Origin of the sequence: Legionella sp. PATHC035, from assembly GCF_026191115.1 — a bacterium.
Classification (GTDB): domain Bacteria; phylum Pseudomonadota; class Gammaproteobacteria; order Legionellales; family Legionellaceae; genus Legionella.
Genome location: NZ_JAPHOT010000001.1, coordinates 2,552,362 through 2,577,426 on the forward strand (window position 1 = coordinate 2,552,362; position 25,065 = coordinate 2,577,426).

The following is a 25,065-nucleotide window of genomic DNA, read 5'->3' on the forward strand; positions in this document are numbered from 1 at the left end:
CTGTAATTCTCGATAAAACAACAATAACTTCAGTCTCTATTATTTAGGCTCAAGGGATTTGGAACGTATTTTTACGGATAATTCCAAAGTAAACTCTGCCGCCAGCTCGGTGAAACCAGGGTAATCTGTATAGGCTTTGATTTGGATGGGTTGAGTTATTCGTTCCCCAGTTTTTTGGGACTCGTCTAACATAGCTTCGACTTTTGCCCCTTCACTACAAACGAAATAAACATCCGACTCAGGACGACGTAGGAATTGGGCCTGAAATGATTTAAAAACAATAGAAGCATTTAATTTTTTTTGGCTTGCATGATAAAAACTATGTAACCCTCCCGCTAAATCAGCACCAACACTGAGTGCGCCGAAATACATGGAATTTAAATGATTACGACTGCGCCGATTCAAAGGGAGGCAAACAATGATTTCAGTATCGGTAAGTTTTATGAGCCGGGGTTTTAAGTAGCCGATCAGGGGTACTTGAAAATGACTAAACTTCCAAAGAAAGAATTTAAAACGAGTCAACATGTTCATTGGCTTTCCTTTTTTACCATATCCATACTTTGAATGAGCAAACGTCCCTGGGGCAGTGGATTTGCCTCAATAACTATGAGGGAAAAAGCAATCGTGAGATTTAATTCAGGAATTGAGACCACTTCATTAACCCGCCAATAATGAATATTTAAAGCGATACCTTTTTCAGCAATATAGGGCTCTGTAACAAATACTGGATGAAGTGTGAGCTGTTGGCTTTTGATCACCTCAAGATAATTGCCCAGGAAGTCGGTTAAGGCATTCCAGGCATTCCCCGTATAATTTTTATGTAATTCTGCATCATTACTAGAGTCATAATTGTAATCTACGGATAAAGTATTCAATAGAATTTTTTTCACCCATTGACATACTGCTGCATCATTTTGTGTATATTCATTTTGAGCATAAAGAGCATATGGAGATATGAAAAGAACGAGCCATAGCAATATCCTTTGCAAGAGCGTATTCATATTTAAAATCCTTTTAAGTTTTTAAAATGAAGAGGTTAAGTCTTTTTATTGTAGTACAACCTGTCTAATAGAAACAGGAATCGAACAATTTCATTTTTTCTCTGCAAAAACATGCTAAAATAAAAAATTATTTTTGATCTGTTTCCAAAGTAAAAATGCTTATTTGATCTATACGATCTATTTTTTTGACGTATAATTAAATTTTTTTGAAGCCGCAAATAATTAAACCATAACTAATCTGTCTTAACCAAAATTATCGAATTTTATGCATACTATCACCATACGTGGTGCACGAACCCACAACCTTAAAAATCTTGACCTGGATTTACCCCGCGATCAACTCATTGTCATTACGGGGTTATCCGGTTCAGGGAAATCCTCGTTAGCCTTTGATACATTGTATGCGGAGGGGCAGCGTCGCTATGTCGAATCGCTCTCCGCTTATGCACGACAATTTTTATCGATGATGGAAAAGCCTGATGTGGATTCAATCGAGGGTTTATCACCGGCAATTTCCATTGAGCAAAAAGCAACCTCGCACAATCCTCGCTCGACTGTCGGGACTATTACTGAAATATATGATTATTTACGGTTACTCTACGCACGAGTGGGCGAGCCTCGGTGCCCTACGCATCACGTCAGTTTGCATGCGCAAACGATCAGTCAAATGGTAGATCAAGTACTTGCCTTACCTACGGACAGCAAAGTGATGATTTTGGCTCCGGTTGTGCGTGAACGTAAGGGAGAGCAGGTCCAGCTTTTACAGCAGTTACAAGCGCAAGGCTATGTACGCGCTCGAATTGATGGAGAACTCTATGAGTTGGATTCTCCTCCTAAGCTGGGTTTACGTACTAAGCATACGATTGAAGTCGTGGTCGATCGTTTTAAAGTCAGGCCTGACATTGCGCAGCGCTTAAGCGAGTCCTTTGAAAATGCTTTAAATTTGGCAGAGGGCCTTGCAATTGTTGCTTCTATGGAAAATCAATTTGATGATTTGGTTTTTTCTTCCAAATTTGCTTGCCCAGAATGTGGATACAGCCTAAGTGAATTAGAGCCCAGACTTTTTTCATTTAATAACCCAGTTGGTGCCTGTCCCTCTTGTGATGGGTTGGGTGTTGATCAGTTTTTTGATCCAGATCGTGTTGTTCATGATCAAACAGCCAGTTTGGCCGAAGGTGCTATTCGTGGTTGGGATAAAAAAACGACTTATTATTTTTCAATGCTCGAATCGCTTGCACAACATTATGGTTTTGATATTCATACCGCATTTTGTGATTTGCCTGAAGAAGTGCGCCAAATTGTCTTATATGGGGGAAATGAGGTTATCGATTTCCATTATCACAGGCCCAATGGTGGGTATATGGTGAAGCGACATGCTTTTGAAGGCATCATTCCAAACATGCAACGACGTTATCGGGAGTCCGATTCGGGAATGATACGTGAAGAACTTGCTAAATATTTATCATCGCGTCCATGTCAGAGTTGCCAAGGAACACGATTGCGTGAATCCGCCCGCAATGTGTTTATTGATAACAAAAATTTACCTGAAGTTACCGCTTATTCGATCGAAAAAGCCTATCTATTTTTTAAAAATTTGCATATGACCGGCTATAAAGGTGAGATTGCAGCAAAGATTAACAAAGAAATTGTTGAGCGATTAGGGTTTTTGGTCAATGTAGGCCTGGATTATCTCTCCTTAACACGTAGTGCTGAAACATTGTCCGGCGGGGAAGCCCAACGTATTCGTTTAGCCAGTCAAATTGGCTCGGGATTAGTGGGGGTGATGTACATTTTGGATGAGCCCTCCATTGGTTTGCATCAAAGAGATAACGATCGCTTATTAAAAACATTAATGCACTTAAGGAATCTGGGAAATACAGTGATTGTAGTGGAACATGATGAAGACGCGATTCGCAGTGCTGATTTTGTTCTCGATATAGGTCCTGGCGCTGGGGTCCATGGTGGGGAAATTGTGGCTCGTGGGACACCTCAAGAAATCATGCAATCTCCAGCTTCATTGACGGGTCAATATTTATCTGGGAAACAATCCATCGCAATTCCTGACAACCGCCGGCCAATTAATCCCGAAAAAATGATTCATTTAAAAGGGGTGGTTTGTAATAATTTATACGATGTCGATGTCAGTATTCCTTTGGGCTTACTTACTTGTATTACGGGGGTTTCTGGTTCCGGGAAATCCAGTTTAATCAATGATACTTTATATCCGAGTGCCGCAAATTTATTAAATAGGGCAAGTTTATATACTCCTGGTTCCGTTAAAGAGATCACGGGTTTAAATCTATGCGATAAGGTGATTGATATCGATCAGAGTCCGATTGGGAGGACTCCGCGTTCTAATCCGGCTACGTATACTGGAATATTTACTCATATTCGCGAATTATTTGCCGCAACTCCTGAGTCTCGGGCACGGGGTTATCAGCCTGGACGGTTTAGCTTTAATGTCCGTGGGGGGCGCTGTGAAGCGTGTCAGGGTGATGGACTGATTAAAGTCGAGATGCACTTTTTGCCTGATATTTATGTGTCATGTGATGTATGCAAAGGCAAACGTTACAATCGGGAAACGCTTGATATTCAATACAAAGGCAAAAACATTCATGAAGTTTTAGAAATGACGGTTGAAGATGCCAGCCATTTTTTTGCAGCGATTCCGGTATTAGCCAGAAAATGTCAGACCCTGATGGATGTGGGCTTATCTTATATCAAATTAGGGCAAAGTGCGACTACACTTTCTGGTGGGGAGGCACAGCGAATCAAATTGTCGCGTGAGCTGTCAAAGCGCGATACAGGAAGCACATTATATATACTCGATGAACCAACAACCGGATTACATTTTCATGATACCAAACAGTTGTTATCCGTATTGTTTCGTTTGCGAGAACAAGGCAATACCATCGTGATTATCGAACATAATTTGGATGTGATTAAAACGGCCGATTGGATTATTGATTTGGGGCCAGAAGGGGGTAGTAAAGGTGGGCGTATCGTGGCAACGGGGACGCCTGAACAGGTTGCCGAATGCGAGCATTCCTATACAGGGCAATTTTTGAAGCCTATTTTAGCTACACGCTGATTTTTACTACCCCTGTCTCATCTCAAAGTAAGCGAGTGGTTTCCCAGAGTAACACGGTGCTGTATTGTGGAGACCTCTTGCTGCGTTCGGGATGACCCGCAACCGGATTATGCATCAATGCGATTCGTTTTTTTTAAATAATTATATGCATAAAAGCTGATTGGCAGGAGTAATGCCCAGGTAATACCCACAGAAAGATAAAAGGGATAGCTTTTTTCAATGACTACAATATTGCATGATTCCCCAATTTTATAAGCAAAAGGCATCAAAAAAAGAATCAGTAGAAACCAAATGAAATAGTAGCGTGTGAATTTTTCATTAAGAATAATCAGATTTAATCCGAAACTTAACCAAATACAAATCATCCATGGGGCTGTAAAATAAGAACTGAAAGGATTTGCTTTAAAATAAATGTAGTTTTGATGAAGCCAAATTGTGTCTGTAAGCGAACCAATAAATGCAATAAGAAATGCAAAAAAAAGGGCATTTAAATAAGGCAATCGATTAATTAATTGCCATCCGATTTGCACGGCAATTATTAAAATGCCAATAATTGGCCCAAGATATACATTGTTTTGTGCTGCAAAATAGAAACAGGCTATCCAGCACAAATAATACGATGAAAAATGGATACACCATCCAATCCTACTTTTGCTCATTAGTTCTACTCTTATGTTTGGGGCAAAAACGTCTCCTTTGCCAATAGGCACATCATCCCAAGTGCCGCGAGGGCTCTCCTATTCCGGTGAACACCGTGCTACAGCACGGATCCGAATATTCGGAAGGATTGATATTTGTCCATCCCGCTTCGATGCTCAAAAAGCATACGCTTTTGTTCAACCTCGCATTATTTAAAAAGCGCGTACTGTTCTTTTTTAAATTTTCGATCTATAACTAAATTGTAGGAAATTTTGCATAGGAAGAAAAATGGGTACTTTTTTTATTGTTCTTATCATTATTGTAGTACTTTTATTCATATGGGCTATTGGTGTCTACAATACCTTAATTCACTTAATCGAAGCGATTAATAACGACAAAAAACAAATCGATATCCAGTTAGATCGTCGTTTTAAGGTATTTGAATCTTTGATCGAAGCCGTAAAAAAATACATGGATTACGAACAAACTACACTAAAAGACGTGGTTGCTTTGCGTAACCAGGCTCAAGTAGCCAAAGCTGCTGGGGATGAACAAGGGCGTATTGCTGCAGAGAATCAAATTTCCCAGATTGCTTCTGGACTTAATGTAGTATTCGAACAATACCCTGATTTAAAAGCAAGTCAGAATGTCATGCAATTGCAGGAAGAAATTGTCAATACTGAAAATAAGTTAGCTTATTCTAAGCAAGCTTATAACGATGGTATAGAGCGTTATAATGCCAAAAAGAAATCGTTCTTTGAATCGATGGTGGTCTCTTTTTTTGCATCCTCTTTAGATAAAGATTTTGTTTATTGGGGACTTCCTGAAGAGCAGATCCAGGCAAAAGAAAACTATACCGTAAAATTTTGAGTATAGGATATGGGGCTTGAAGAGTATCATGGCGGCGTAGGTAATTGGCGCGAGCAAATACGGTTAAATAAACGCAAGACACGATCAGTGATTGCTATGTTCATTGCGATTTATTTTGCTGTAGGCTTGATTGCCGATTTATTTATTTTGCATACAACTTACCCGCAAGTTACTCTTGAGCAATGTTTCTTCGCATTGATTCAGCTAAAAGTGATTCCTTATGCGACCATTCTTATGGTGGGTTTTGCGGTGGTGTCATTAATGATAACGTACGCATTTTACGATCGCATCATGCTATTAGGTACGGAATATCGTGAAATAACCCCCAAAACAGCCCAGAATTTACTCGAGCAACAGTTATATAATGTGGTCGAGGAAATGAAAGTTGCTGCCGGCTTGCAGTACATGCCCAAGGTTTTTATTATCGAAGCAGATTATATGAATGCTTTTGCAAGTGGCTACAGTGAAAAATCGGCAATGGTAGCAATTACTCGAGGTTTAATAGGAAAATTAGACAGGGCAGAATTGCAAGCGGTGATGGCTCATGAATTAAGCCACATTCGTCATTATGATATTAAATTAACTTTGATGGTGGCGGTTTTAAGTAATATTCTTTTGATTGTAGTCGATATTTTGTTTTATTCGGCATTATTTAGGCGCAACGACAGACGTGAAGATAACCGCCTGTTACTGGTTATAGTAGTCCTTCGTTATGTTTTACCTTTAATTACTGTCCTGTTAACTTTATTCTTAAGTCGAACACGTGAATACATGGCGGATGCGGGTTGCGTGGAATTAATGCGTGACAATGAGCCTTTAGCGCGGGCGCTCCTCAAAATTAGTGATGATCATGCGCAACATGTGGAAGAGTATACCCAAGAATACGGTAATACCCCTCACGAACAGGTCAGGCAGGCATCCTATCTTTTTGATCCTTCTGATATGCAACCGGTTAAATCTTTAAGCAGTGCTTTTGCAACACATCCCTCAATTGATGCTCGTTTACGCGCTTTGGGATTTAAGCGTAAGTAAAAAAGTACCAGGGTAACATCGTGTCCTTTATCTCTGTATGCCTCAGTTCTTGTGCAATTTTATGTTTAAGCATATGATTATACACGAAACCTACACTGGACTATGTCAACCCGAACTTAGTGCGTGTTCTCTAGTTATGTAGTATCAGCATTATGATATGATGCTGAAATTCGGAGATCATTAATCGTAGAACTCAGGATGACAGGGGTCGTGAAAGATTACTTAGGGTCTAAAAGTTTATACCTTCTCTAAAAAGGAATTTGGATGTGATGAAAATTCAGTCATTAGTTTTATCTGTTTTTTTGGTATTTAGCGGATTTGGTCTCAATGCAAATACGCTGTCAAAGGATGGTACAAGCAATCAATTAAATAATTCAGAATTTCTTAGAAAAATAACGCCAGAATTTCTGTATGGGTATACCGATTTTAATTTCGATTCGACTTCAGGGACCAATTTTAACCGATATAATGGACATTCAAATCTTTATTCAGCAGGAGCAGATCATGTTTCTCTAGGTCAGACTATGATGGTGGGTGTTTATTATTTTGGAATTGATACAGAACTTTCTTCTCAATTTTTACTCACTCCCGGCTCGGTAACTACCTCAGAACAGACCATACATAATCATACAATTTTTGGCCATTTGTTTAAAATTTTTACTCCCGAAATTTATGCTGATTTGGGTGGGGGATATGGTTTTAATAAGTTTATTACCTCAACGGAGATAGCCACAGAGCCTGTGCCATTAATCGCTCAAGCAACGAATAATAACAACAACTGGTTTATTAGCTTTAATGGAATTTATAGAAAAATCTGGAAAAAATTTCTGTTGAGAGCCAATGCCGGAGTGTTGTACAGCCAAATTGATACTGGACGATATAATTATTTTTTCCCGGCGACTGATACCTTTCAAGTGATTGAACCTTTGACGAATAAAGCAACTTTAATTTTGGAAAATATTGAATTAGGTTATTATATTAAGCCTACGGTGATGCCTTTTCTGAGTGGTGGATTAATTCAAGTAGCACAATTTTCCAATAGTCGCTCATTAATAAATCCTGCAAGCGTCATTAATGGTTCGCTCCCCCAATTGAACATGGATAAAAGTGGTTTTCGCGTAGGGGGGGGGATCGCCATAACCTATAAAAATGCAACCATCCGAATTGAAGAAAAATATTATAATGCTAGTGGCGTGTTTCAGAGCTATCAAACTCTGGCCGCATTGGAATATCAATTTGGTTAGGACGAGTTTCAACGAGACTCTCTTGACCAAAACCTGTTGATTTTTTGAAACCCGGCCCTAGGATAGAACTTGATAGCATCAACCCTTATGATTAAGACAAGGCGCAAAAAAATGAGGCAAAGAGGTTATAGGGCTCTATATCTTTGCTTCCTTTCAGTGTTGTGGCGAAGCGTATTAAGGACGATATCTCGTGAAAAAGAAAGATTATTTTTCGCCGAAAACTTTGAAATCTAAATGGATACAAATCCTTTTAGGTCTCTTCTGGGTGGCTCTGATTTTTTGCACGGATGTCATGCAAATCCCGCTTCTAAGTTCATTTATTACTCAATTAGACTATCGAACTTATGACCAGGTGGCTCAATTAAACTGGCGTCCGCATCAAACAATTCCTCGAGTGGTTATTATTGATATTGATAATAAATCAGTACAACAAGAAGGCCGATGGCCTTGGTCTCGCGACAAGATGGCTGATTTAATTAATCAACTAAAGAAAAATGGGGTCGTTACGATTGCAACAGATATTGTAATGGCTGAGGCAGAGGTTAATTATGCGATTGGTTTAAAAAATGAATTAAATAAATTAATGCCTCAGTTGTCCCTGGAACAAAAGCAATTACCTAATTTGCTCGAGCAGATTGCGCCGAAAGTAGACAATGATCGCATATTGGCTCAGGCATTGATGGATCATAATGTGGTATTAGGCTTTCTATTTCATAATGACACGCAAATTAGGAAAGGGGTGTTACCTCCTCCTTTAACTAATCCAGAGAATCAAGAGTTATGCAGAGAGCATCTGCCTCTTCATCAATTCTCTGGATATAACGGGTGCTTACCTTTATTTCTGAATGCATCCACCCAAGCGGGTGCGGTGACCAACGTACCCGATCTGGATGGGACGGTGCGACATGGACTTATGTTAGCCAGTTATGATAACAAGCTCTACCCGACTTTAGCTCTTGCAACGGCCATGAATTATTTAATGGTACAGCACATTGCACTTAAAATTCATGATCATCAATTATATGGAATACAAATGGGGAATGTGTTTATCCCTACAAACTCGCACGGACAAATTCTTATTCCATTTTGGGGACAAATTGGGACACTTAATTATTATTCTGCGACAGATGTGATACAAGGCAAAATTAACCCAGACGAATTGCAGGGAGCCATTGCTATCATTGGTTCAACAATCATCCTTTTGGCCGATTTGCACCAATCCCCCGTTGCCCAATCGTTTCCTGGTGTTGAGATGGTAGGGAACATGGTTCAAGGTATTGTTGGACAGCAATTGGTTTCAGAATTTGATTGGAGGACTACTCAAGGCAGAGTGTATTTAGTATTGATTGGATTACTGTTTACCTTTTTAATCTCTTTCCTGAGTGTTTCCGGAATGTTGATTCTTGCAGTGATTAGTATTATCGGTATTCGGGTTTTATCAATCTATCTCTTTGTATCCAAAAGTTTCTACCTCCCAATAGCACTTATGTTAACCTTAATCGTACTGATTACCGTAACGAATTATGCTTATTTGTTTATCATTGAAAGAAAACAAAAAAGAAAAATAAATCAGTTGTTTGGCCAATATGTCCCAGAGGCCTATGTTAAAGAACTCATCGAATCTCCTGATCAATACAGTATGGAAGGACAAGAACGTAACATGACGGTTCTATTTAGTGACATACGTAATTTTACAGGAGTAAGTGAAACTTTAGATGCATCTCATGTGAAGCGGTTATTAAATGCTTTTTTTACGCCAGTCACGGAGATCATTTTTAGTTTTAGAGGAACAATTGATAAATATGTAGGTGATATGATTGTCGCGTTTTGGGGGGCGCCTATACATGATGAGGAACATGCCTTGCATGCCATTAGTTGCGCGTTAACTGTAGCCCAAAAATTACCCGAAATTAATGTATCAATGCAAGAAAAAGACTTGCCAGCAGTGAATATCGGTATTGGCTTAGCAACAGGAATGATGAATGTGGGTGACATGGGTTCGGAGTTTCGCCGGGCGTATACTGTCATTGGCGATACAGTGAATCTTGCCTCTCGATTACAAGATTTAACGAAATTTTATCAGGTGAGTATTTTAGTGAGTGATGGAACACGTACTGGACAAAATCAATTTGTTTGGCGAATCATCGATAAAATTACAGTTAAGGGAAGAAAAAGTGGGTTGGTTATCTATCAGCCTCTGGGCAGGGTGAATGAAGTTTCTGAGGAGGTTTTAACGGAGCTCAAAGAGTACCATCAAGCTTTGGGTGAGTATTCCGCACAGAACTGGAAGGCTGCAGAAAAAAAATTTGCCTTGCTAAAAAATAAATTTCCCGATGTTTATTTATATCAGATGTATCATGAACGCAGTAAAGCGTTCATGAAAACGCCTCCTCCTGGCGACTGGGATGGAGTCTATACGCATCTGCATAAATGAATAAGGATAGGCTTATGCTTAGTACCCATAACTATTTTTAATGGAAAAATTGTACAGGAATCTATATGAAAAAAATAATAATTACAGGGTTATTCATGTTGGCCAGTCAAGTATTTGCGCAATCTGCGGCTACTGTTTTGTTCACCCAGAAAAAAGTACTCGCCAATCATAATGGTGTTGAGCGGGTGTTGACTCGTGGCTCGGCTTTGGATCCTGGTGATGAAGTGATTACAGGTGATGGTGCGGCAGCGAGCCTCCAATATACAAATGGCGCATTAGTTAACATTGGCAACAATTCAAATTATAAAATTCTGGCGTATTCGCCCAAGGAGTCTGTACAAATTAAGGCGGAATTGAGTAAGGGAAAGGCAGAAATAAAAACTCCGGAAAAAATTAAAGAGTCACTTAAAACGCCAATTTTATCTCTTGCAATTCTTGGAACCGATGTGCGTATCTACGTCCCTTCGCACAGTATGACTTATATCGAGGTGATTGAAGGACTTGTTTTGGCCAGAAATGAATACCTTCGACCAGGAGCAAGTGTGCGCGTTACTGCAGATAAGATTGTTAATGCCCCTTTCCCTAAAGAGGGAGAGGTCACAACGACCGCTGATGTGGTATCAGTTACCACTGGGGCAGGGAAGACTGTCACTAATGATGCTGGGAGTGGTATTGACAGTGTATCCTATCTTTCTACAGCGCAAGTAACCGCAACGTCAACTTCTACGGCAACACAAGCTGCTCAAGCTGCTGCAATAGCAGATATTTCCATAATTTGCCTGAATCCGGGAAGTCTCGGGTGAAGCCTGATTGGTTGCAAAAGGAGGCGTGATTTGAAGTCTCATCCCGGTTGCACGGTTGGGCCTTGGCCCGACCAGTCTTTAATGGGTTACTCAGGAGCAGAATGCGGTTGGGCCAAGGCTCAACCTACGTCTTCCTATTGGAGAGGGAACGTTTGTAACACCAGTCTTTTGTTTCCACTCTGCCTACTCCTGGTGCTTGTTCGCGGGGGGCTGTGTTTTAACGTATTCTCCTGATTCTGCGGGCAACTCCGGCGAAAGCTGGAGATGATTATTCGCGAAACCCCACCCCTTTTTTTAATAAAATCATGTTGAGTAGCGTGAGTAATGCCAACATGAGGACAATAATTGCCATGGCTAAAGAGGTATTGACTTCACTTTGACCAATCATCGCATTCCTAAGCGCATTGACCATATAGAGAATAGGATTAAGCCAAGAAATTTTTTGCCAGAATTCAGGAAGCATGTTGATACTGTAGAATACGCCACCTAAATAGGTGAGGGGAGTGAGCACAAAGGTTGGAATAATCATAATATCATCAAAGTTTCGAGCCACCATGGCATTGGTAAAACCCGCCAGGGAAAATACAGCAGATACCAGCAATACAACCAGCAGCGTCATCGGCAAATGGCCTAGCTCAATAGTTAAGAAAAGACTCGCAATAATATAGACCAATGCAGCAACGATTAATCCTCTAAATACTCCTCCCAAAACGTACCCAAGCAGCAAGAGACTGTTATGCATTGGACTTACGAGCATTTCCTCAATACTTTTTTGAAAGCGAACGCTATAGAGTGAGGAAGATACATTTCCATAGGAATTGACAATGACTGACATCATAATCAATCCAGGAGCAATGAACATTGGATAACTGACCCCTTGAATCGAGCCGATGCGAGGACCAATCAAACTACCGAAGATGAGAAAATAAAGTGTTGTCGTAATCACTGGTGGCAAAAAAACTTGAGTTGAAATGCGAAACATACGAACTAATTCGCGTCGAACCAAAGTATATAATGCGATGATTTGTTTTTTAATGGCCATTTTTTATCAGATCCAAAAAGAGTTCTTCTAAGCGATTCGTTTTATTACGCATACTATGAATTTTTATGCCGTTTTTTGTGAACAGGGCGAATGCATCGTTTAAATTTAAATGGTTATCGACTCGGAGCTCTATTGTTGTGCTATCGAGCAAAGTCGGTTGAAAGGGATGTAAATCGGGTAAAACATCGATACGGTTTTCTGTGTTGAAAATAAATGTTTGATGGCGAAGGGTTTGTAACAAAGCCTTCATGGAGGTATTTTTTATTATCTCCCCTTGATCAATGATGGCAATGTTTTTACACAGTTGTTCTGCTTCTTCCAGATAATGAGTGGTGAGAATAATGGTTGTCCCTTCTGCATTGGTTCGAGTTAGGAATTCCCACATACTGTGACGAATTTCTATATCGACACCCGCCGTAGGCTCATCAAGAATCAATACCTTAGGTTGGTGAACTAAGGCTCTGGCGATCATGAGTCGACGTTTCATTCCTCCCGATAAATGGCGTGCTATTGAGTTTCTTTTTTCCCAGAGGCCCAATTGCTGAAGAAGGGACTCAACTCGGGGTTGTGCGCATGTTCGTGAAATTCCATAGTAGCCGGCTTGATTGAGGAGGGTTTGTTCACAGGTTTCAAAAATATTGAGATTGATTTCTTGGGGGACGAGTCCTAAACACGATTTGGCTTTCTCCGCCTCCTTTTCTAAATCATAACCATGAATACTGATGCTACCAGATGTCTTATTAAGTAATGTGGTAATTAAGCCAATGGTAGTTGATTTTCCCGCGCCGTTAGCACCCAATAAAGCAAAAAAATCACCCTGCTTTATGGTTAAATCAATGCCCTTTACGGCTTGTACCCCATTTGCATAGGTTTTATATAACTGTTTAATGTCTAAGGCGTGCATAGATATTTAGTGAAAATAAAAAGATTATTATACACAATAATCCTATTATTTCGCGAGTCATTACTCCCTCCTCCAAATGCAGAGGGAGCTCCCATCGTCACACGATGCCGCCGCGTTGAGTTTCTATCCTTGGAATGAGGTGAGTGAATTGGAGAACTCGCTCCGATTCAATAAACAAGACGATTGAGTTTTCATCCAACCAGTAATGCTGTATCGAGGCTGATGCGTCACGCAAACCTCATGAGGTAATTCACTGTTAAAACAGATGAGGCGATTTTCGGAGGGTAAAACCTTTTTAAGCAATTGATCTTCTGTGTTATAGAGTTTTAACTCACCACCATATTCAGGTTGCCAATTATCATTTAAATAATAGACACAAGAGATTTTTCGTGTTTTTTGTGTAGCAAACTGATCGACATGCTTTTTATAAAAGGTACCTGGTTGATAGGCAGCAAAATGGGTTTCAAATTCATGTAAACCTAAAAAGAGTGACTGATTCAATATTTGAGCTAAATGCTGCATTTGCTTTAAAAAGATTTGTATTGTCGGATTGCCCTCATACTCATCCAACCAAAAAATTTCATCAGCGCGGATGATCTCATTATGGTGCGAATCCAATCTACGGCCAATTTTAGCCCCTCGGAATAGCCCTTGCTCATACAGTTCTTGTGCTATTTGACGTAATGAGCGGCATTGGTTGGCTTCTAAAAAACCTTCGATAATATAAAACCCTTGAGTGCAAAGGTTCTGAATAAGTTGTTCTGAATCAATCAAAGCATTCGTCCTTCAAGTTGGTATTCATATTCACGCCATTGTGGCATGAATTGGCTCATAAGTTCATAAAAGCGTTTATTATGGCTTGGTTCTAGCAGATGAATTAATTCATGAACAAGAACATACTCCAGACAAATCGTAGGTTTTTTGATGAGGTTGAGATTTAACCAGATACGTGCAGCTTTAGTATTACATGAACCCCAGCGGGTTTTCATTTTTCTTATTCCCCATTCGCTGACTTTGACCCCAATAATCGTTTCCCAATGTTGAATGAGATCAGGCAATAAGATCTGCATTTGATGTTTATACCAACGTTCTACAATGGTTTGTATTTGTGGAGGAGAACTATTGGGCTGAGTAAAACAATACATCAGCTCATCATTAATTTTAATCTGTGTAGGGCCATGATGTTCTTCAATGACTAGTAAATACTTTTTCCCTTTGAACGGTACAGTGGCTCCCGTCGTAAAGGTACATTCTTCAGCGACGGCCCGATTACGGATGCGTTCTCTTTGTTGATGTATCCATGCAGTTTTAGATTCAAGATTTTGTCTTATCAGCTGTTCACTGAACCGCAAAGGGGCACTCACCTTAACTAATCCATCAGGGGGATAAATACGTAAGTGCATGTTTTTAATTTTTTTTCTTGATATTTCTATAGGAATACCATCGAGTTCAATGATCATCTCATTAATCTACTTATTCGGAAAATTAAATATAGAAAAGCCTGGGATTCGCTGCGCTGGACCCAGGCTACGATAGTTCCCAAATCTATAATCGGGATAAGAATGAGGGCTATTGTACTATCTTTGCGCGCCGATACAAGGACTGTCTATATATTCACCATTAATATTTAAAACCATATTCACATTGGCGCGTTGATAGCGAGCCAATATGTCGTACTCTTGTTTGGTGAGATAGCCATAAGAGTTACCACAATACACCAGTGATGTTGCTCCAGGCTTGGGTTTAACCTGCACCGGCAAATCACATTCCCAACGAAATTGTGTTAAATCACAATTTGCGGAATTGGCAAGTGCTAAACTCAAGGGCAAAAGAGATACAGCAATAGTTACATACCACTTCCTTTTCATAGTGTGCACCATTTGCATGTTTATGTTTTTTAAGTATAGGATAAGATTCGAAAAAAGCAGTCAAGGGACCATTATGCTTTTATCTAGTTCTGAATACATTAAAGCGCTACATGAAGGAAAGTACCTCCTTTTTTTGGAGTGGGTCGATTTTGTCACCCAGAAGTATGAGCTGATGGGTGCAGAAGACACCGTAAATTTTTTGATTCTTGAATGGCTAAGCAGTGATTATTCAGAAGAAGATGCCAAAAAAATAGCGGTCTTACAAGCCGTATATGATTTGGATTCTAAAACTTTACAAGGTAAATTGGACTATTCACTTCAAACGATCACCACTGCATTATTTATATGTATGGTTTTCCGGATTTCAGATATCAATGTGTCCGTACCCCAGCAAAAAAAATTAAAACCACGTGAAGCAGAGTTGCTGATTACACAAAATCTTGCTCAGCTCAACTCATTTACTTATAAGAAGCGATTAGAAGACATGCAAACACAGTTTTATCTGTACGTGAAAGGTGCTGATCAAAAAGAGGTGCTTGATGCTTATAAAAAAATCAGAGCGATTACTAAGCCCAGATACCGTCTTGAAAATTACATTTTGCATTTAGAACGCATCAAAATAAAAGACGATGAACTCTATGCCACACGCTTAAGCATGGCAAAGCGCTTTCTCGGTTATTTATATGAACAAACCGAGTTGACGTCTGAAGTAGCTGAGGTAATTGCTACTTATGTGAACTCGCTTCGTGAGTTGCGTCCGGGTCAAGAAGAATTGGCGTGTTTGGATAAGATTTGCCCACTTTCAGCCCTTGAAAATACCTGGCGTTGGTTTACTGGGATAGGAATTGGCTTTTTCAGCTTGGTCTTACATGAAAAATCAATTGGCGAGTTAATTTCGGGCAAGGATGAAGGCCTTAAGCTTTAGTTTTGTTAAATTTCAGTAATTTTTTCGCTGATTAGCCCATATTTAATACCAAATTTTTACTATCTGCTACACTTTTAAAATCATGGTTTTCTGCCTGCAACATAGACAGATGCTGGGTTAATGTTAGTGGGAGCGTTGTATTTTCAAAAGATGTAAAAAACAACAAGCTTATTTAAAAAATCAAGATGCTTGACTCAGAGAAGATATAAAACCTTTCACTCAGTTCATTTTCATTTGTTTTTTGTAGATGGTAAAAATGAAACTCAAGTCTTTAGTTCTCTCTATATATGGGTGGTTGGATACCGAATTAAAAGAAAGTAATGTACAACAAGACACGATACATTGGGCTCGTGTTTTCATCTTTATATTACTTCATTTGTGTTGTTTGGGGGTGTTTTGGGTTGGATGGAGTTTTACATCAGTTTTTACTGCTGCTGTGCTCTATTTCCTTAGAATGTTTGCAATAACCGGTTTTTACCATCGCTATTTTTCACACAAGACTTTTAAAACAAATCGTTTTTGGCAATTTATTTTTGCGGTATTGGCTAATGCTTCCGTGCAAAGAGGACCACTTTGGTGGGCAAGCCATCACCGTATTCATCATCGACATACAGATCAAATAAAAGATCCTCATTCTCCGGTGAAACATGGCTTATTGTGGAGCCATGTGGGATGGATTTTTTATTCAAACAATTTTAAAACAGACTATTCGGCAGTACGGGATTTTGTAAAATATCCTGAATTACGCTGGTTGAATCGCTATGATAATGTGGTACCAATTTGTACACTGTTCTTACTCTATTTTATGGGTAATTTTTTGGAACATCATTATCCTAACCTGCATACTAGTGGTCTACAGTTAGCTGTTTGGGGCATCATTTCAACAATTATTCTCTTCCATGTTACTTTTTCTATCAATTCTCTCTGTCATGTATGGGGCACAAAACCGTTTGATACAGGAGATGAGAGTCGCAATAATTTCCTACTGGCTTTAATTACTCTGGGTGAAGGGTGGCACAATAATCATCACTACTATCAGAGGTCAACAAGCCAGGGATTTCGCTGGTGGCAAATAGATATAACTTATTATTTATTATGCTTTTTAGAGAAAATTAAAGTTGTTCATGATCTTAATAGAGTTCCCCTGGAGTTAAGGAAATCGAATGGGGCAATCAAATCTTTGGATGAAAAAAACTTTAATAAGTTAAATGCGGAATAGAGTTTTTTAATGTATCGGCGATGACTCTATTGGATTTATCTAAGTTTTAGGGAAGTGAGGTTGTAATGAAAATTCAAAATCAAAGAATTTTATCTAAAGATGTTTTATTAGTATCCTTTTTTCTGATTATTTATTTGTTTTCTTGTCTGATTTTCAACAATGAAATTCTTATTTACGGGATAGTGAATCTGGGATGGAAAGGAAAAGTCATATTTTGTCTTATTATTTACCACATAACGATTGTTGTATTCAGTATTTATTTACATCGAAGCGAAACTCATAGGTCAATTGAGCTCGCACCTTCAATAAGATATTTTAGCCGTTTTTGGCTTTGGTTTGCTACGGGACTAAGCAGAGCAGAGTGGGTAGCAATCCATAGATTACACCATCAAAACCCAGATTTGCCCAATGATCCGCACAGCCCGTTATATAAAGGGACATTAAATCTATTTGTGAGCGGGTTTGAAATTTGTGCTGAATGTAACCCGTCATCACTTATAGAAAAATATGGAAGTATTTCTGATAACGATGCACTTGAAAAATTGCTCTTTAACAAATTTAAGTCGTTAGGTTTAGTCATCTTTTTATCTCTTTACATTCTACTCTTTGGCTTGTGGGGTATGGTTATGTGGGATATCAATATTATTGCGATTACTATGGTCTTATTCGGAGCATTTGCTGCTTTGACTCATGTATATGGTTATCGAAACTTCAATACAAAGGATAATTCGCATAATCTAATGCGTATTGGTATTTTGTTGAATGGGGAAGAATTACATAACAACCATCATAACAATCCTACCTCAGCAAAACTATCGTTGTTGGATAATGAATTTGATCTAGGTTGGTTTTATATCAAGATGTTAATGAAATTAAATTTGGCGAAGCTTCGTACCACTGCAACTGTGGAAAGAAAAGGAGTGGGATACGAACTTCAGAAACACTAGGCTCTGTTTGCACGTATTTTGGCCTAGACAGTACAGTAGATTTGTAAACAGGACCTACCCATTATTCCACCATCCTCCGCCGAGTGATTGAAAGAGGGCGGCAGTATCATTATAACGAGCTGCTTCAGCTTGGATTACTTTTAAGTGTATTTTTAAATAGGATTCTTTCGCCTTTAAAACGGCTAAATAGTTCGCTTTACCGAGTTGGTATTGCATCCTCACTATTTTAAAGTGTTCCCGTGTGTTTGTTTCCGAGCCCACTTGTTCACGCAATAACTCAGCATCGAACTCAAGAGCATGTAGGGCATCTGCAACTTGTTGAAAGGCATCAAGTACCACTTTCTTATATCGTGCAAGTTCATAATCATACACCGCAATAGCGAGTTGGCGTTTAGCACGTAATTCACCACCTTTCAGCAGTGTTTGGAATATTTGACCGCCATAATTCCACACATTATTTGCAGGATTGAACAAGGTACTTAGTGCAGTTGAGTACCAGGCATAGGTAGCACCTATATTTAATTGAGGGTAGAGATTAGCGGTGGCAACGCCAATTTCTGCGCTCGCTTTATGCAGTAATGATTCAGAGGATTTTATATCGGGTCGTTGTTTGACAAGGAGTGAAGGCAGAGTAACCGGAAGATCGGTGGGTAAACGGATATTTTGCAGTGTAAAATCAAAAAATTCGGTTTCGCTCGGCAATGATCCTATCAGTATTGCAAGAGCATTATATTTTTTAGCTAAATCATTTTTGAGGGCAGGGAGTTGTGCTTGAGTTTCCCTAAGCCGATTGTCACTATCGAGTAGAGTAAGCTTGGAAATATGTCCTTGCACATAGTTGTTATTTTCTAATTTTACCAATTCCTTTTGACACGCTATAAGTTCTTTGGTTGTTTTAATCTGTTCTTGCAATGATGCAATCGTGATGCCTGTTGTGACTATATTCGCTGTTAGAGTTAAATAAGTCGCTTCCAATTCAAAACGTTGATAATCAATTGCGGCTCTTAGGGACTCTAATTGACGACGAGTACCGCCAAATAAGTCTAAATTATAGCGGACGCTGATCGAGGTATTGTACAGGTCGAATGTGTTGACTGAGGAAAATGGAAGTTTAGCTCCTGGAATTGGTGTAATATTAATTCCCGTGGCAAGTAAACTATTTCTTTCACGACTCGCCAGAAATTGAGTATCCACTGTAGGAAATAAGTTGTGTCCTGCCTCAGCGAGTAAATTGGCCTGTGCTTTACGCAAATTAGCCTTACTCATTTCTATTGATGGATTATTTTTTAATCCTTTTTCAATGAATGAATTTAATTCTTTGGAATGAAATATCTCCCACCATGATGCGGATATCTTCTTTTTAAAATTAAAGTGTTGTGGTTGACCCGCTCGGCTCTTCGCGCTAACTGTTCTATTTTTCACCGGCCCGGAATTATAGTGGGTAGCTTTAGGGGCATCTGGTGAATGAAAATTAGGCCCAACTTTACAACTTGTAAGGAGTAATGTGCCTAAAAATAAATAAATTCTTTGCATTTGATCTTCTTATCTAAATAGATGTATTAACCATTAGAACAAAACCAATTCGTTTAAACGATCATAAAATTAAGTTGATGCTGACCGGCTGTCCTGGATGTAAATTATTGAATGCTGATTTGATTGGTTTTGCCTCGACTCGATAAACGAATTTGGTTCTTGAGCTTTCACTAAAAATATAAGGAGGCGTATATTCTGTTTTTGAAGAAATATAGTTTATCGTCGCAGGGTAATTTTCTTTGCACCCATCACAGCTGATGGTAATTTGGTTTTTTAATTTTAACTGAGCTAATAAAGGCTCAGGAACATAAAAAACAACCTTTAGATTTTCAGGTGCAACGAGAGATAATACTGGACGTCCAGATAATACTAATTCACCAACAGTGAAATAGGTGTTGTAAACATAGCCTGAAATTGAAGAATAGACTTCTTTATTGGATTTGTTCCATTTTGCCTCAGTTAAATCTGCCCGGGACGATTCGACCAAGGCGTGTTGGGAGATTAATGATGCTTTCGCATTAAGGTAATTATTTTTTACTTCTTCAAGTTCTTCAAGGCTAACCCCGCCTGACTTTACCAGTCTTTGATAACGAGTTAATAATTGACTCTGGTAATCCAGTTCGGCTTGTTTGACTTCGACTTGTGCTAAAGCTTGGGTAAGATTTGCCCGGGCTCTGTTGAGCTGGGATTTTTGGGGCTGTACATCCAGGGTGAATAGCCTATCTCCTTTATGCACTACAGTGCCTTTGGAGGCATCAAGACTGATAAGATTACCAGCAAAATTGCTTGAGATATAAGTATAATCAGCATCGATATATCCCTGCAATGAATTGTTCTCTTTTTTGCAACTCACTGTAAGTGTGCAAATTATTAATAGAAACAACCATCGCTGAGTGAATTTGCGCATATTATTTTGATCTCAAACGAATTCATCAAATAAATTGAAGGAAATAAAAAAACTTACCACCAAATGGCAGTACCTGACAATACACCGATATAAGTATCTCTAATAAAATGAAAAATTTTTTAGTGATTCATTTTAGATGGGCGCCAAAAAGTAATGCCAGGAACCTTAACAGGTTGCTCGATGTCTGCTTGCTGACCATCGATTTCGTGACTGTTGTTCTTTAATGAAAGAAATCACATTGAAAAATAGACTGTCAGTGATGATCATATTACGATACCATAGACCATAATGCCCCGTATCAACAAAATCATCTTTATGGATATTTGGACATTTTCTGGGAAAATTCAGACATTGTTTTGAGAAAAATTAAGTCATTCTAATTCTCATTCAAGGATGATAAATGATAAAAAATGAATTTCTTCGTATCTGGTCGATTGCAAAAAAAGAAATTATTCAAATCAAACGCGATTTTTTGATTTTCTCATGGTTAATTATCATCCCAGTGACGCAGATACTATTGTTTGGGGCGATTATAAATACCAATCCCAAAAATCTTCCAACCGTAGTGATTACCTCTGAGGATACTCCTTTTACCCGAACTTTATTAGAGGGTCTAAAAAACACGAGTTATTTTTCAATTGAAACAATAACTGCGGATGAAAAAAAAGCCGAGCGCTTATTACTGAGTGGAAAGGTGCTTTTTGTGATTAATATTCCTCCGAATTTTACCCGGGATTTAATTCGTGGAAAGCACCCGCATGTATTGATCGAGGCTGATGCTTCAGACCCTGTAGCGGTTTCAAATGCGTTTCGTGCTGCATCTGAATTACCTCCTAAAGTTTTTGAACATGATTTACAGGGCCCACTGAGTTATTTAGCGTCCACGGATGCTCCATTCATTTTTGATATTCAAGCTAAATACAATCCTGAAAGTATTCCACAATACAATACCATACCTGGATTAATTGCATTGTTGATCTTTTCCACGTTAACCGTTTTAACGGCGGTATCTATAAACTCAGAATTTGAACGAGGAACGTTCGAGACCTTATTAATAACGCCTTTAACTCCAGTTAATATTATTTTTGGTAAGGTGATACCCTATTTCATTTTAGGGTATTTACTTTTATTTATATTGTTGGCAATCGCTTATTTTATTTTTTCGATTCCTTTTCATGGCAGCTTTTTCCTGTATTTATTACTTTTAGCCCCTTACTCTATTTCCAGCTTAGGAACAGGACTCGCCATCTCGGCGGTTACTCGAACACAATTTGCGGCTGTAGGTTTAACGAATGCCTATGGTCTAGTGGCAATTATGGTCTCGGGTTTTTTATTTCCATTTACTGGCGTACCCCATTGGGCACAATCAATCAGTCAAACGATACCGCTGACGCATTTTTTAAGGATCACGCGAAACAGTATGTTAAAAGGCGCCGGTTGGGATATTTTATGGCCTGATACCTGGCCTATAATTTTATTTTCCATAGTTATTATTTTTTTGGGAATCGTACTTTTTAGAAGAACCTTAGACTAATTGATTATGATAATCATGTTATGCTGATGAGAGAACAGATAGTTTATGAAAAAGAACGCTGAACATTATGAGGAGCTTATTTTACAGCATCCTCTTTTCTGTCTTCTCAATCGTTCAAATGCGCATCAATTAATTGGATATGCGAAACCTGAGCATGTTGAAGCAGATCAAGTTATTGTTGTTGAGGGTGAACCGATTGATTGTATTTTTTTAATTGTTTCAGGAAGTGCCGCAGTAAGAAGAGCGGTGCATGCGCAGGGAACAAGACAGTCTATGCGTATAGCTGAATTAACAAAAGGCGAAATTATAGGTTTATCCTCAGAGGGGTTTGTTTCTCAGACAGGTCTTCGTACGGCTACAGTGATAGCACTTACCCCTATGCAATTACTAAAAATTAGTCTTTATGATTTTCTCAGTTTTTTGGAGCAGCCAGAGATAAAATATCCTAATTTGAAAAAGTTAAGTGAAGAATTTCTTTTAATTCAGTTTATTCGTGCGCATCATCTGTTTAGTAATTTTTCCCATGAGAAAATACAGACCATGGTGAAAACAGCAATAAATATTCAGGTTACTGCAGGTACCTATTTGTATCGAGAGGGGGATGCTGCTGATGCGTGTTATTATCTCCTCAAAGGTGAGGTTGTTCTTCTCAGTAAAAAAGCAAGCAGTCCTACTGTAATTAAAATAAATCAAATGTTTGGGGATGCAGAATTTATGAAGGATATAAAGAGAACTGAAGCCGCGTTTGCAAAAATTGATAGTGAGTTATTAGTTATAGAAACAGAGCTTGTTAAAAAATTTATAACCATGCATCAACCATCTTTATTTCAACAGCTTTGGTTGAAATTTTCTGGAAAGAAATAAGGTTTTTTATGGATAAAAGCAATTATATTATCGATGTAAGAAATTTAACTAAAAAATTCAATACCTATCAGGCAGTTAGCAATCTTAATCTTAAAGTTGAATATGGAGATATATATGGCTTTCTTGGACCTAATGGCGCTGGAAAAACTACTTCTATAAGAATGCTATGCGGTCTGATCATTCCTGATTCGGGTACTGGTGAGTGTGTTGGCTTTGATATCTTAACTGAATCTCGTCGGATCAAAGCACTTGTGGGCTATATGTCGCAGAGTTTTGGTCTCTATAAAGATCTTACTGTCTACGAAAATATGCTTTTTTTCTCTGAGGTTTATGGCGTAGTGGACAGAAAGAATCAAATAGAAAAGTACTTGCACAAATTTGATTTAGAAAAATACAAAGATCAAATTGCAGGCACTTTATCTGGGGGGTGGAAACAACGCTTATCATTGGCTGTTTCTTTATTGCATGATCCCTTATTGTTATTGTTAGATGAACCCACCGCGAATATTGATCCCAAAGCAAGAAGAGAGTTTTGGGATTTGATGCATCAATTATCAAGAGAGGGAATTACCATTTTATTGAGCTCTCATAATTTAGATGAAGTAGATAAATGCAATAAAATTGCCTACATGTGTTATGGACGAACTCTTATGTCGGGAACGATTGACGAAATTTTACACTCTGTAAATTTGACCACCTGGGAAATAAAAGGAAAAAATATTGCGATGCTCTCTCATCAATTAGAGTCTACCGAGGGAGTCGATCAAGTTTTACGATTTCATAATTCACTGCATGTAAGCAGTAAAAATCAGGAGGAATTGTCTAAAGCCATCCAGCCCTATATCGAAAGCGACTGTTTTTATGGGAAAATAATTGATTCGACTTTAGATGATGTTTTTGTTTGGCTCTCTACGTATGGTGATCAGAGATTATAAATGATAAAAACAGATTTTTGTCGTGTCATATCGGTTGCTAAAAAGGAATTTATCCAGATTAAACGCAACATTTCTACGTTTATGTTCCTATTCTTAGTTCCTGTACTGCAAATATTATTATTTGGTTTTATGATTAATACCAATCCCAAATTTTTACCAACGACCGTTATATCCTCTGAAATTAATTCATTTACCCGCACTTTATTGGAAGGTCTTAAACATACAGAATACTTTTCCTTAGACTCCATTGCTCGAACAGAAAAGGAGGCCGATAAATTATTGCTTAGCGGAAGAGGCCTTTTTGTCATTAATATACCGCCCAATTTTTCAAGGGATTTATTGAGAGGAAGAAAACCGCATGTACTCATTGAAGCGGATGCCTCCGACCCGGTTGCAATTTCAAATGCATTTCGAGCAGCGGCCGCTCTCCCGGCTCAATTATTTGATCATGATCTGCGTGGTTCTCTTGCTTATCTTTCGTCACAACAGACACCTTTTGAATTGGATATACATCCCAAGTTTAATCCTGAAGGGTTCTCACAATATAATATTGTTCCTGGATTAATAGCCGTATTGATGCTTACCACACTGACCCTTCTAACCGCGATGTCTATTACAGCTGAATATGAGGTAGGTACTTTCGAAACACTATTAATCACGCCACTGAGCGCAGCAAATATTATTTTGGGTAAAGTTATTCCCCATTTTATAGTGGGTTATCTGATCTTATTTATGCTCTTATTTATTTCTTATTTTGTTTTCTCTGTGCCTTTTCATGGAAGTTTTCTTCTGTATCTTCTGATCATGGCACCATACTCTATTGGCAGTTTGGCAATGGGCTTAGCTATGTCCGCCTTCGCAAAAACCCAATTTCAGGCGGTTGCTTCAACTAATGCCTATATGTTAATTGTCATCATGATTTCGGGTTTTTTGTTTCCATTCAGCGGAATGCCGATGTGGGCGCAATACATAGGTCAATTGATCCCCTTAACGCACTTTTTAAGAATTACCCGCAATATCATGTTGAAGGGGGCGGATTTTAGCATTCTCTGGCCTGATATTTGGCCTATTCTACTCTTTATGGTTGTTATGGTTTTTTCAGCAATTTTACTTTTTAGAAAAACTTTGGATTAGGATTATTTTACTTTCAAAGCAAAATTTGTTCGTATAAAAAGTTTAGGGGGGCAGTTTGAATCGTGGGGCTTAATTTTAACACAAGACTTTTCGTGAATAGGGGGCGAATCCTTATTATAAATAAAAAATCCCCGTATGC

The 25,065-nt window shown here is 38.6% G+C and carries 23 protein-coding genes; 13 read left to right on the forward strand and 10 right to left on the reverse strand.

Translation table 11 applies throughout. The features are described from left to right. Positions 1 to 39 precede the first annotated feature (39 nt). Together OQJ13_RS11290 and OQJ13_RS11295 are read right to left on the reverse strand one after the other, a co-directional pair. Positions 40 to 531 (reverse strand): PaaI family thioesterase, encoded by a 492-nt coding sequence (locus tag OQJ13_RS11290; RefSeq protein ID WP_265710914.1) that lies wholly within the window; start codon positions 529 to 531, stop codon positions 40 to 42. Then, positions 528 to 1,001 carry a hypothetical protein gene (locus OQJ13_RS11295; protein WP_265710915.1) on the reverse strand — a complete coding sequence of 158 codons (474 nt, stop codon included), beginning with the start codon at positions 999 to 1,001 and terminating at the stop codon, positions 528 to 530. Before OQJ13_RS11295 ends, OQJ13_RS11290 begins: the two co-directional genes overlap by 4 nt. Before the next feature lie 265 nt (positions 1,002 to 1,266). Here OQJ13_RS11295 and uvrA point away from each other — a divergent pair, with 265 nt between their 5' ends. After that, the gene (uvrA, locus tag OQJ13_RS11300; RefSeq protein ID WP_265710916.1) at positions 1,267 to 4,092 is read left to right on the forward strand and encodes an excinuclease ABC subunit UvrA; all 2,826 of its coding nucleotides are present in this window, start codon (positions 1,267 to 1,269) and stop codon (positions 4,090 to 4,092) included. Positions 4,093 to 4,199: 107 nt separating this feature from the next. On the opposite strand, the gene OQJ13_RS11305 is transcribed toward uvrA, so the two are convergent. Continuing rightward, on the reverse strand, positions 4,200 to 4,751 hold the full coding sequence (locus OQJ13_RS11305) for a DUF2878 family protein (protein WP_265710917.1): 552 nt from the start codon (positions 4,749 to 4,751) through the stop codon (positions 4,200 to 4,202). Positions 4,752 to 5,019: 268 nt separating this feature from the next. Here OQJ13_RS11305 and OQJ13_RS11310 point away from each other — a divergent pair, with 268 nt between their 5' ends. The 5 genes from OQJ13_RS11310 to OQJ13_RS11330 all read left to right on the forward strand — a co-directional run bounded on the left by OQJ13_RS11310 (position 5,020) and on the right by OQJ13_RS11330 (position 11,114). Next, positions 5,020 to 5,601 carry a LemA family protein gene (locus OQJ13_RS11310; protein WP_265710918.1) on the forward strand — a complete coding sequence of 194 codons (582 nt, stop codon included), beginning with the start codon at positions 5,020 to 5,022 and terminating at the stop codon, positions 5,599 to 5,601. Between the two features lie 9 nt (positions 5,602 to 5,610). Then, on the forward strand, positions 5,611 to 6,633 hold the full coding sequence (htpX, locus tag OQJ13_RS11315; protein ID WP_265710919.1) for a zinc metalloprotease HtpX: 1,023 nt from the start codon (positions 5,611 to 5,613) through the stop codon (positions 6,631 to 6,633). A gap of 269 nt (positions 6,634 to 6,902) precedes the next feature. Continuing rightward, positions 6,903 to 7,877, forward strand: coding sequence for an autotransporter outer membrane beta-barrel domain-containing protein (locus OQJ13_RS11320; RefSeq protein WP_265711935.1), 975 nt, complete (start codon positions 6,903 to 6,905; stop codon positions 7,875 to 7,877). A gap of 223 nt (positions 7,878 to 8,100) precedes the next feature. Beyond that, positions 8,101 to 10,311, forward strand: a complete 2,211-nt coding sequence (locus OQJ13_RS11325) for a CHASE2 domain-containing protein (RefSeq protein WP_416209924.1) — start codon at positions 8,101 to 8,103, stop codon at positions 10,309 to 10,311. 65 nt (positions 10,312 to 10,376) lie between these two features. Then, a complete protein-coding gene (locus OQJ13_RS11330; RefSeq protein WP_265710921.1) occupies positions 10,377 to 11,114 on the forward strand; it encodes a FecR family protein in 738 nt (245 codons plus the stop codon). A gap of 268 nt (positions 11,115 to 11,382) precedes the next feature. Here the strand turns inward: OQJ13_RS11330 and OQJ13_RS11335 are convergent, their stop codons facing one another. The 5 genes from OQJ13_RS11335 to OQJ13_RS11355 form a co-directional block, all read right to left on the reverse strand. Continuing rightward, on the reverse strand, positions 11,383 to 12,156 hold the full coding sequence (locus OQJ13_RS11335) for an ABC transporter permease (RefSeq protein WP_265710922.1): 774 nt from the start codon (positions 12,154 to 12,156) through the stop codon (positions 11,383 to 11,385). Then, positions 12,146 to 13,060 carry an ABC transporter ATP-binding protein gene (locus OQJ13_RS11340; RefSeq protein WP_265710923.1) on the reverse strand — a complete coding sequence of 305 codons (915 nt, stop codon included), beginning with the start codon at positions 13,058 to 13,060 and terminating at the stop codon, positions 12,146 to 12,148. Before OQJ13_RS11340 ends, OQJ13_RS11335 begins: the two co-directional genes overlap by 11 nt. Before the next feature lie 123 nt (positions 13,061 to 13,183). After that, positions 13,184 to 13,834, reverse strand: a complete 651-nt coding sequence (locus OQJ13_RS11345) for a 2OG-Fe(II) oxygenase (protein WP_265710924.1) — start codon at positions 13,832 to 13,834, stop codon at positions 13,184 to 13,186. Continuing rightward, on the reverse strand, positions 13,831 to 14,520 hold the full coding sequence (locus OQJ13_RS11350; protein WP_265710925.1) for a M48 family metallopeptidase: 690 nt from the start codon (positions 14,518 to 14,520) through the stop codon (positions 13,831 to 13,833). The genes OQJ13_RS11345 and OQJ13_RS11350 overlap by 4 nt, the downstream gene beginning before the upstream one ends. 117 nt (positions 14,521 to 14,637) lie before the next feature. Continuing rightward, positions 14,638 to 14,928 carry a hypothetical protein gene (locus OQJ13_RS11355; protein ID WP_028381321.1) on the reverse strand — a complete coding sequence of 97 codons (291 nt, stop codon included), beginning with the start codon at positions 14,926 to 14,928 and terminating at the stop codon, positions 14,638 to 14,640. 73 nt (positions 14,929 to 15,001) lie between these two features. On the opposite strand from OQJ13_RS11355, the gene OQJ13_RS11360 reads away from it, so the two are divergent. The 3 genes from OQJ13_RS11360 to OQJ13_RS11370 all read left to right on the forward strand — a co-directional run bounded on the left by OQJ13_RS11360 (position 15,002) and on the right by OQJ13_RS11370 (position 18,019). Further along, the gene (locus OQJ13_RS11360) at positions 15,002 to 15,853 is read left to right on the forward strand and encodes a helical bundle domain-containing protein (protein ID WP_265710926.1); all 852 of its coding nucleotides are present in this window, start codon (positions 15,002 to 15,004) and stop codon (positions 15,851 to 15,853) included. Positions 15,854 to 16,109: 256 nt separating this feature from the next. Next, on the forward strand, positions 16,110 to 17,072 hold the full coding sequence (locus tag OQJ13_RS11365; protein ID WP_265710927.1) for an acyl-CoA desaturase: 963 nt from the start codon (positions 16,110 to 16,112) through the stop codon (positions 17,070 to 17,072). A 65-nt stretch (positions 17,073 to 17,137) separates the two neighbouring features. After that, on the forward strand, positions 17,138 to 18,019 hold the full coding sequence (locus OQJ13_RS11370) for an acyl-CoA desaturase (RefSeq protein WP_265710928.1): 882 nt from the start codon (positions 17,138 to 17,140) through the stop codon (positions 18,017 to 18,019). 54 nt (positions 18,020 to 18,073) lie between these two features. Here OQJ13_RS11370 and OQJ13_RS11375 read toward each other — a convergent pair whose 3' ends face one another. Next, positions 18,074 to 19,552 carry an efflux transporter outer membrane subunit gene (locus OQJ13_RS11375; protein WP_265710929.1) on the reverse strand — a complete coding sequence of 493 codons (1,479 nt, stop codon included), beginning with the start codon at positions 19,550 to 19,552 and terminating at the stop codon, positions 18,074 to 18,076. Positions 19,553 to 19,613: 61 nt separating this feature from the next. Beyond that, entirely contained in the window at positions 19,614 to 20,405 is a 792-nt protein-coding gene (locus tag OQJ13_RS11380; protein ID WP_265710930.1) for an HlyD family secretion protein, read from the reverse strand. A 454-nt stretch (positions 20,406 to 20,859) separates the two neighbouring features. On the opposite strand from OQJ13_RS11380, the gene OQJ13_RS11385 reads away from it, so the two are divergent. From OQJ13_RS11385 to OQJ13_RS11400, 4 genes are read left to right on the forward strand one after another with little or no spacing between them, the layout of a single operon-like run. After that, positions 20,860 to 21,993, forward strand: a complete 1,134-nt coding sequence (locus OQJ13_RS11385) for an ABC transporter permease (RefSeq protein WP_265710931.1) — start codon at positions 20,860 to 20,862, stop codon at positions 21,991 to 21,993. Between the two features lie 45 nt (positions 21,994 to 22,038). Beyond that, positions 22,039 to 22,857 carry a cyclic nucleotide-binding domain-containing protein gene (locus OQJ13_RS11390; protein WP_265710932.1) on the forward strand — a complete coding sequence of 273 codons (819 nt, stop codon included), beginning with the start codon at positions 22,039 to 22,041 and terminating at the stop codon, positions 22,855 to 22,857. Positions 22,858 to 22,865: 8 nt separating this feature from the next. After that, positions 22,866 to 23,792 (forward strand): ABC transporter ATP-binding protein, encoded by a 927-nt coding sequence (locus OQJ13_RS11395; protein ID WP_265710933.1) that lies wholly within the window; start codon positions 22,866 to 22,868, stop codon positions 23,790 to 23,792. Continuing rightward, complete coding sequence (locus OQJ13_RS11400; protein WP_265710934.1) at positions 23,793 to 24,926, forward strand: ABC transporter permease; 1,134 nt, start codon at positions 23,793 to 23,795, stop codon at positions 24,924 to 24,926. It begins immediately after the preceding gene. The last annotated feature ends 139 nt before the right edge of the window (positions 24,927 to 25,065 follow it).

Bases quoted from the DNA above. Each gene is read 5' to 3' on its own strand.
- OQJ13_RS11350 (WP_265710925.1), bottom strand. From the start codon at position 14,520: ATGATCATTGAACTCGATGGTATTCCTATAGAAATATCAAGAAAAAAA.
- OQJ13_RS11400 (WP_265710934.1), top strand. From the start codon at position 23,793: ATGATAAAAACAGATTTTTGTCGTGTCATATCGGTTGCTAAAAAGGAA.
- uvrA (WP_265710916.1), top strand. From the start codon at position 1,267: ATGCATACTATCACCATACGTGGTGCACGAACCCACAACCTTAAAAAT.
- OQJ13_RS11335 (WP_265710922.1), bottom strand. From the start codon at position 12,156: ATGGCCATTAAAAAACAAATCATCGCATTATATACTTTGGTTCGACGC.
- OQJ13_RS11360 (WP_265710926.1), top strand. From the start codon at position 15,002: ATGCTTTTATCTAGTTCTGAATACATTAAAGCGCTACATGAAGGAAAG.
- OQJ13_RS11370 (WP_265710928.1), top strand. From the start codon at position 17,138: ATGAAAATTCAAAATCAAAGAATTTTATCTAAAGATGTTTTATTAGTA.
- OQJ13_RS11395 (WP_265710933.1), top strand. From the start codon at position 22,866: ATGGATAAAAGCAATTATATTATCGATGTAAGAAATTTAACTAAAAAA.
- OQJ13_RS11375 (WP_265710929.1), bottom strand. From the start codon at position 19,552: ATGCAAAGAATTTATTTATTTTTAGGCACATTACTCCTTACAAGTTGT.
- OQJ13_RS11320 (WP_265711935.1), top strand. From the start codon at position 6,903: ATGAAAATTCAGTCATTAGTTTTATCTGTTTTTTTGGTATTTAGCGGA.
- OQJ13_RS11390 (WP_265710932.1), top strand. From the start codon at position 22,039: ATGAAAAAGAACGCTGAACATTATGAGGAGCTTATTTTACAGCATCCT.
- OQJ13_RS11365 (WP_265710927.1), top strand. From the start codon at position 16,110: ATGAAACTCAAGTCTTTAGTTCTCTCTATATATGGGTGGTTGGATACC.
- OQJ13_RS11340 (WP_265710923.1), bottom strand. From the start codon at position 13,060: ATGCACGCCTTAGACATTAAACAGTTATATAAAACCTATGCAAATGGG.
- OQJ13_RS11295 (WP_265710915.1), bottom strand. From the start codon at position 1,001: ATGAATACGCTCTTGCAAAGGATATTGCTATGGCTCGTTCTTTTCATA.
- OQJ13_RS11305 (WP_265710917.1), bottom strand. From the start codon at position 4,751: ATGAGCAAAAGTAGGATTGGATGGTGTATCCATTTTTCATCGTATTAT.
- OQJ13_RS11330 (WP_265710921.1), top strand. From the start codon at position 10,377: ATGAAAAAAATAATAATTACAGGGTTATTCATGTTGGCCAGTCAAGTA.
- OQJ13_RS11290 (WP_265710914.1), bottom strand. From the start codon at position 531: ATGAACATGTTGACTCGTTTTAAATTCTTTCTTTGGAAGTTTAGTCAT.
- OQJ13_RS11385 (WP_265710931.1), top strand. From the start codon at position 20,860: ATGATAAAAAATGAATTTCTTCGTATCTGGTCGATTGCAAAAAAAGAA.
- htpX (WP_265710919.1), top strand. From the start codon at position 5,611: ATGGGGCTTGAAGAGTATCATGGCGGCGTAGGTAATTGGCGCGAGCAA.
- OQJ13_RS11310 (WP_265710918.1), top strand. From the start codon at position 5,020: ATGGGTACTTTTTTTATTGTTCTTATCATTATTGTAGTACTTTTATTC.
- OQJ13_RS11355 (WP_028381321.1), bottom strand. From the start codon at position 14,928: ATGAAAAGGAAGTGGTATGTAACTATTGCTGTATCTCTTTTGCCCTTG.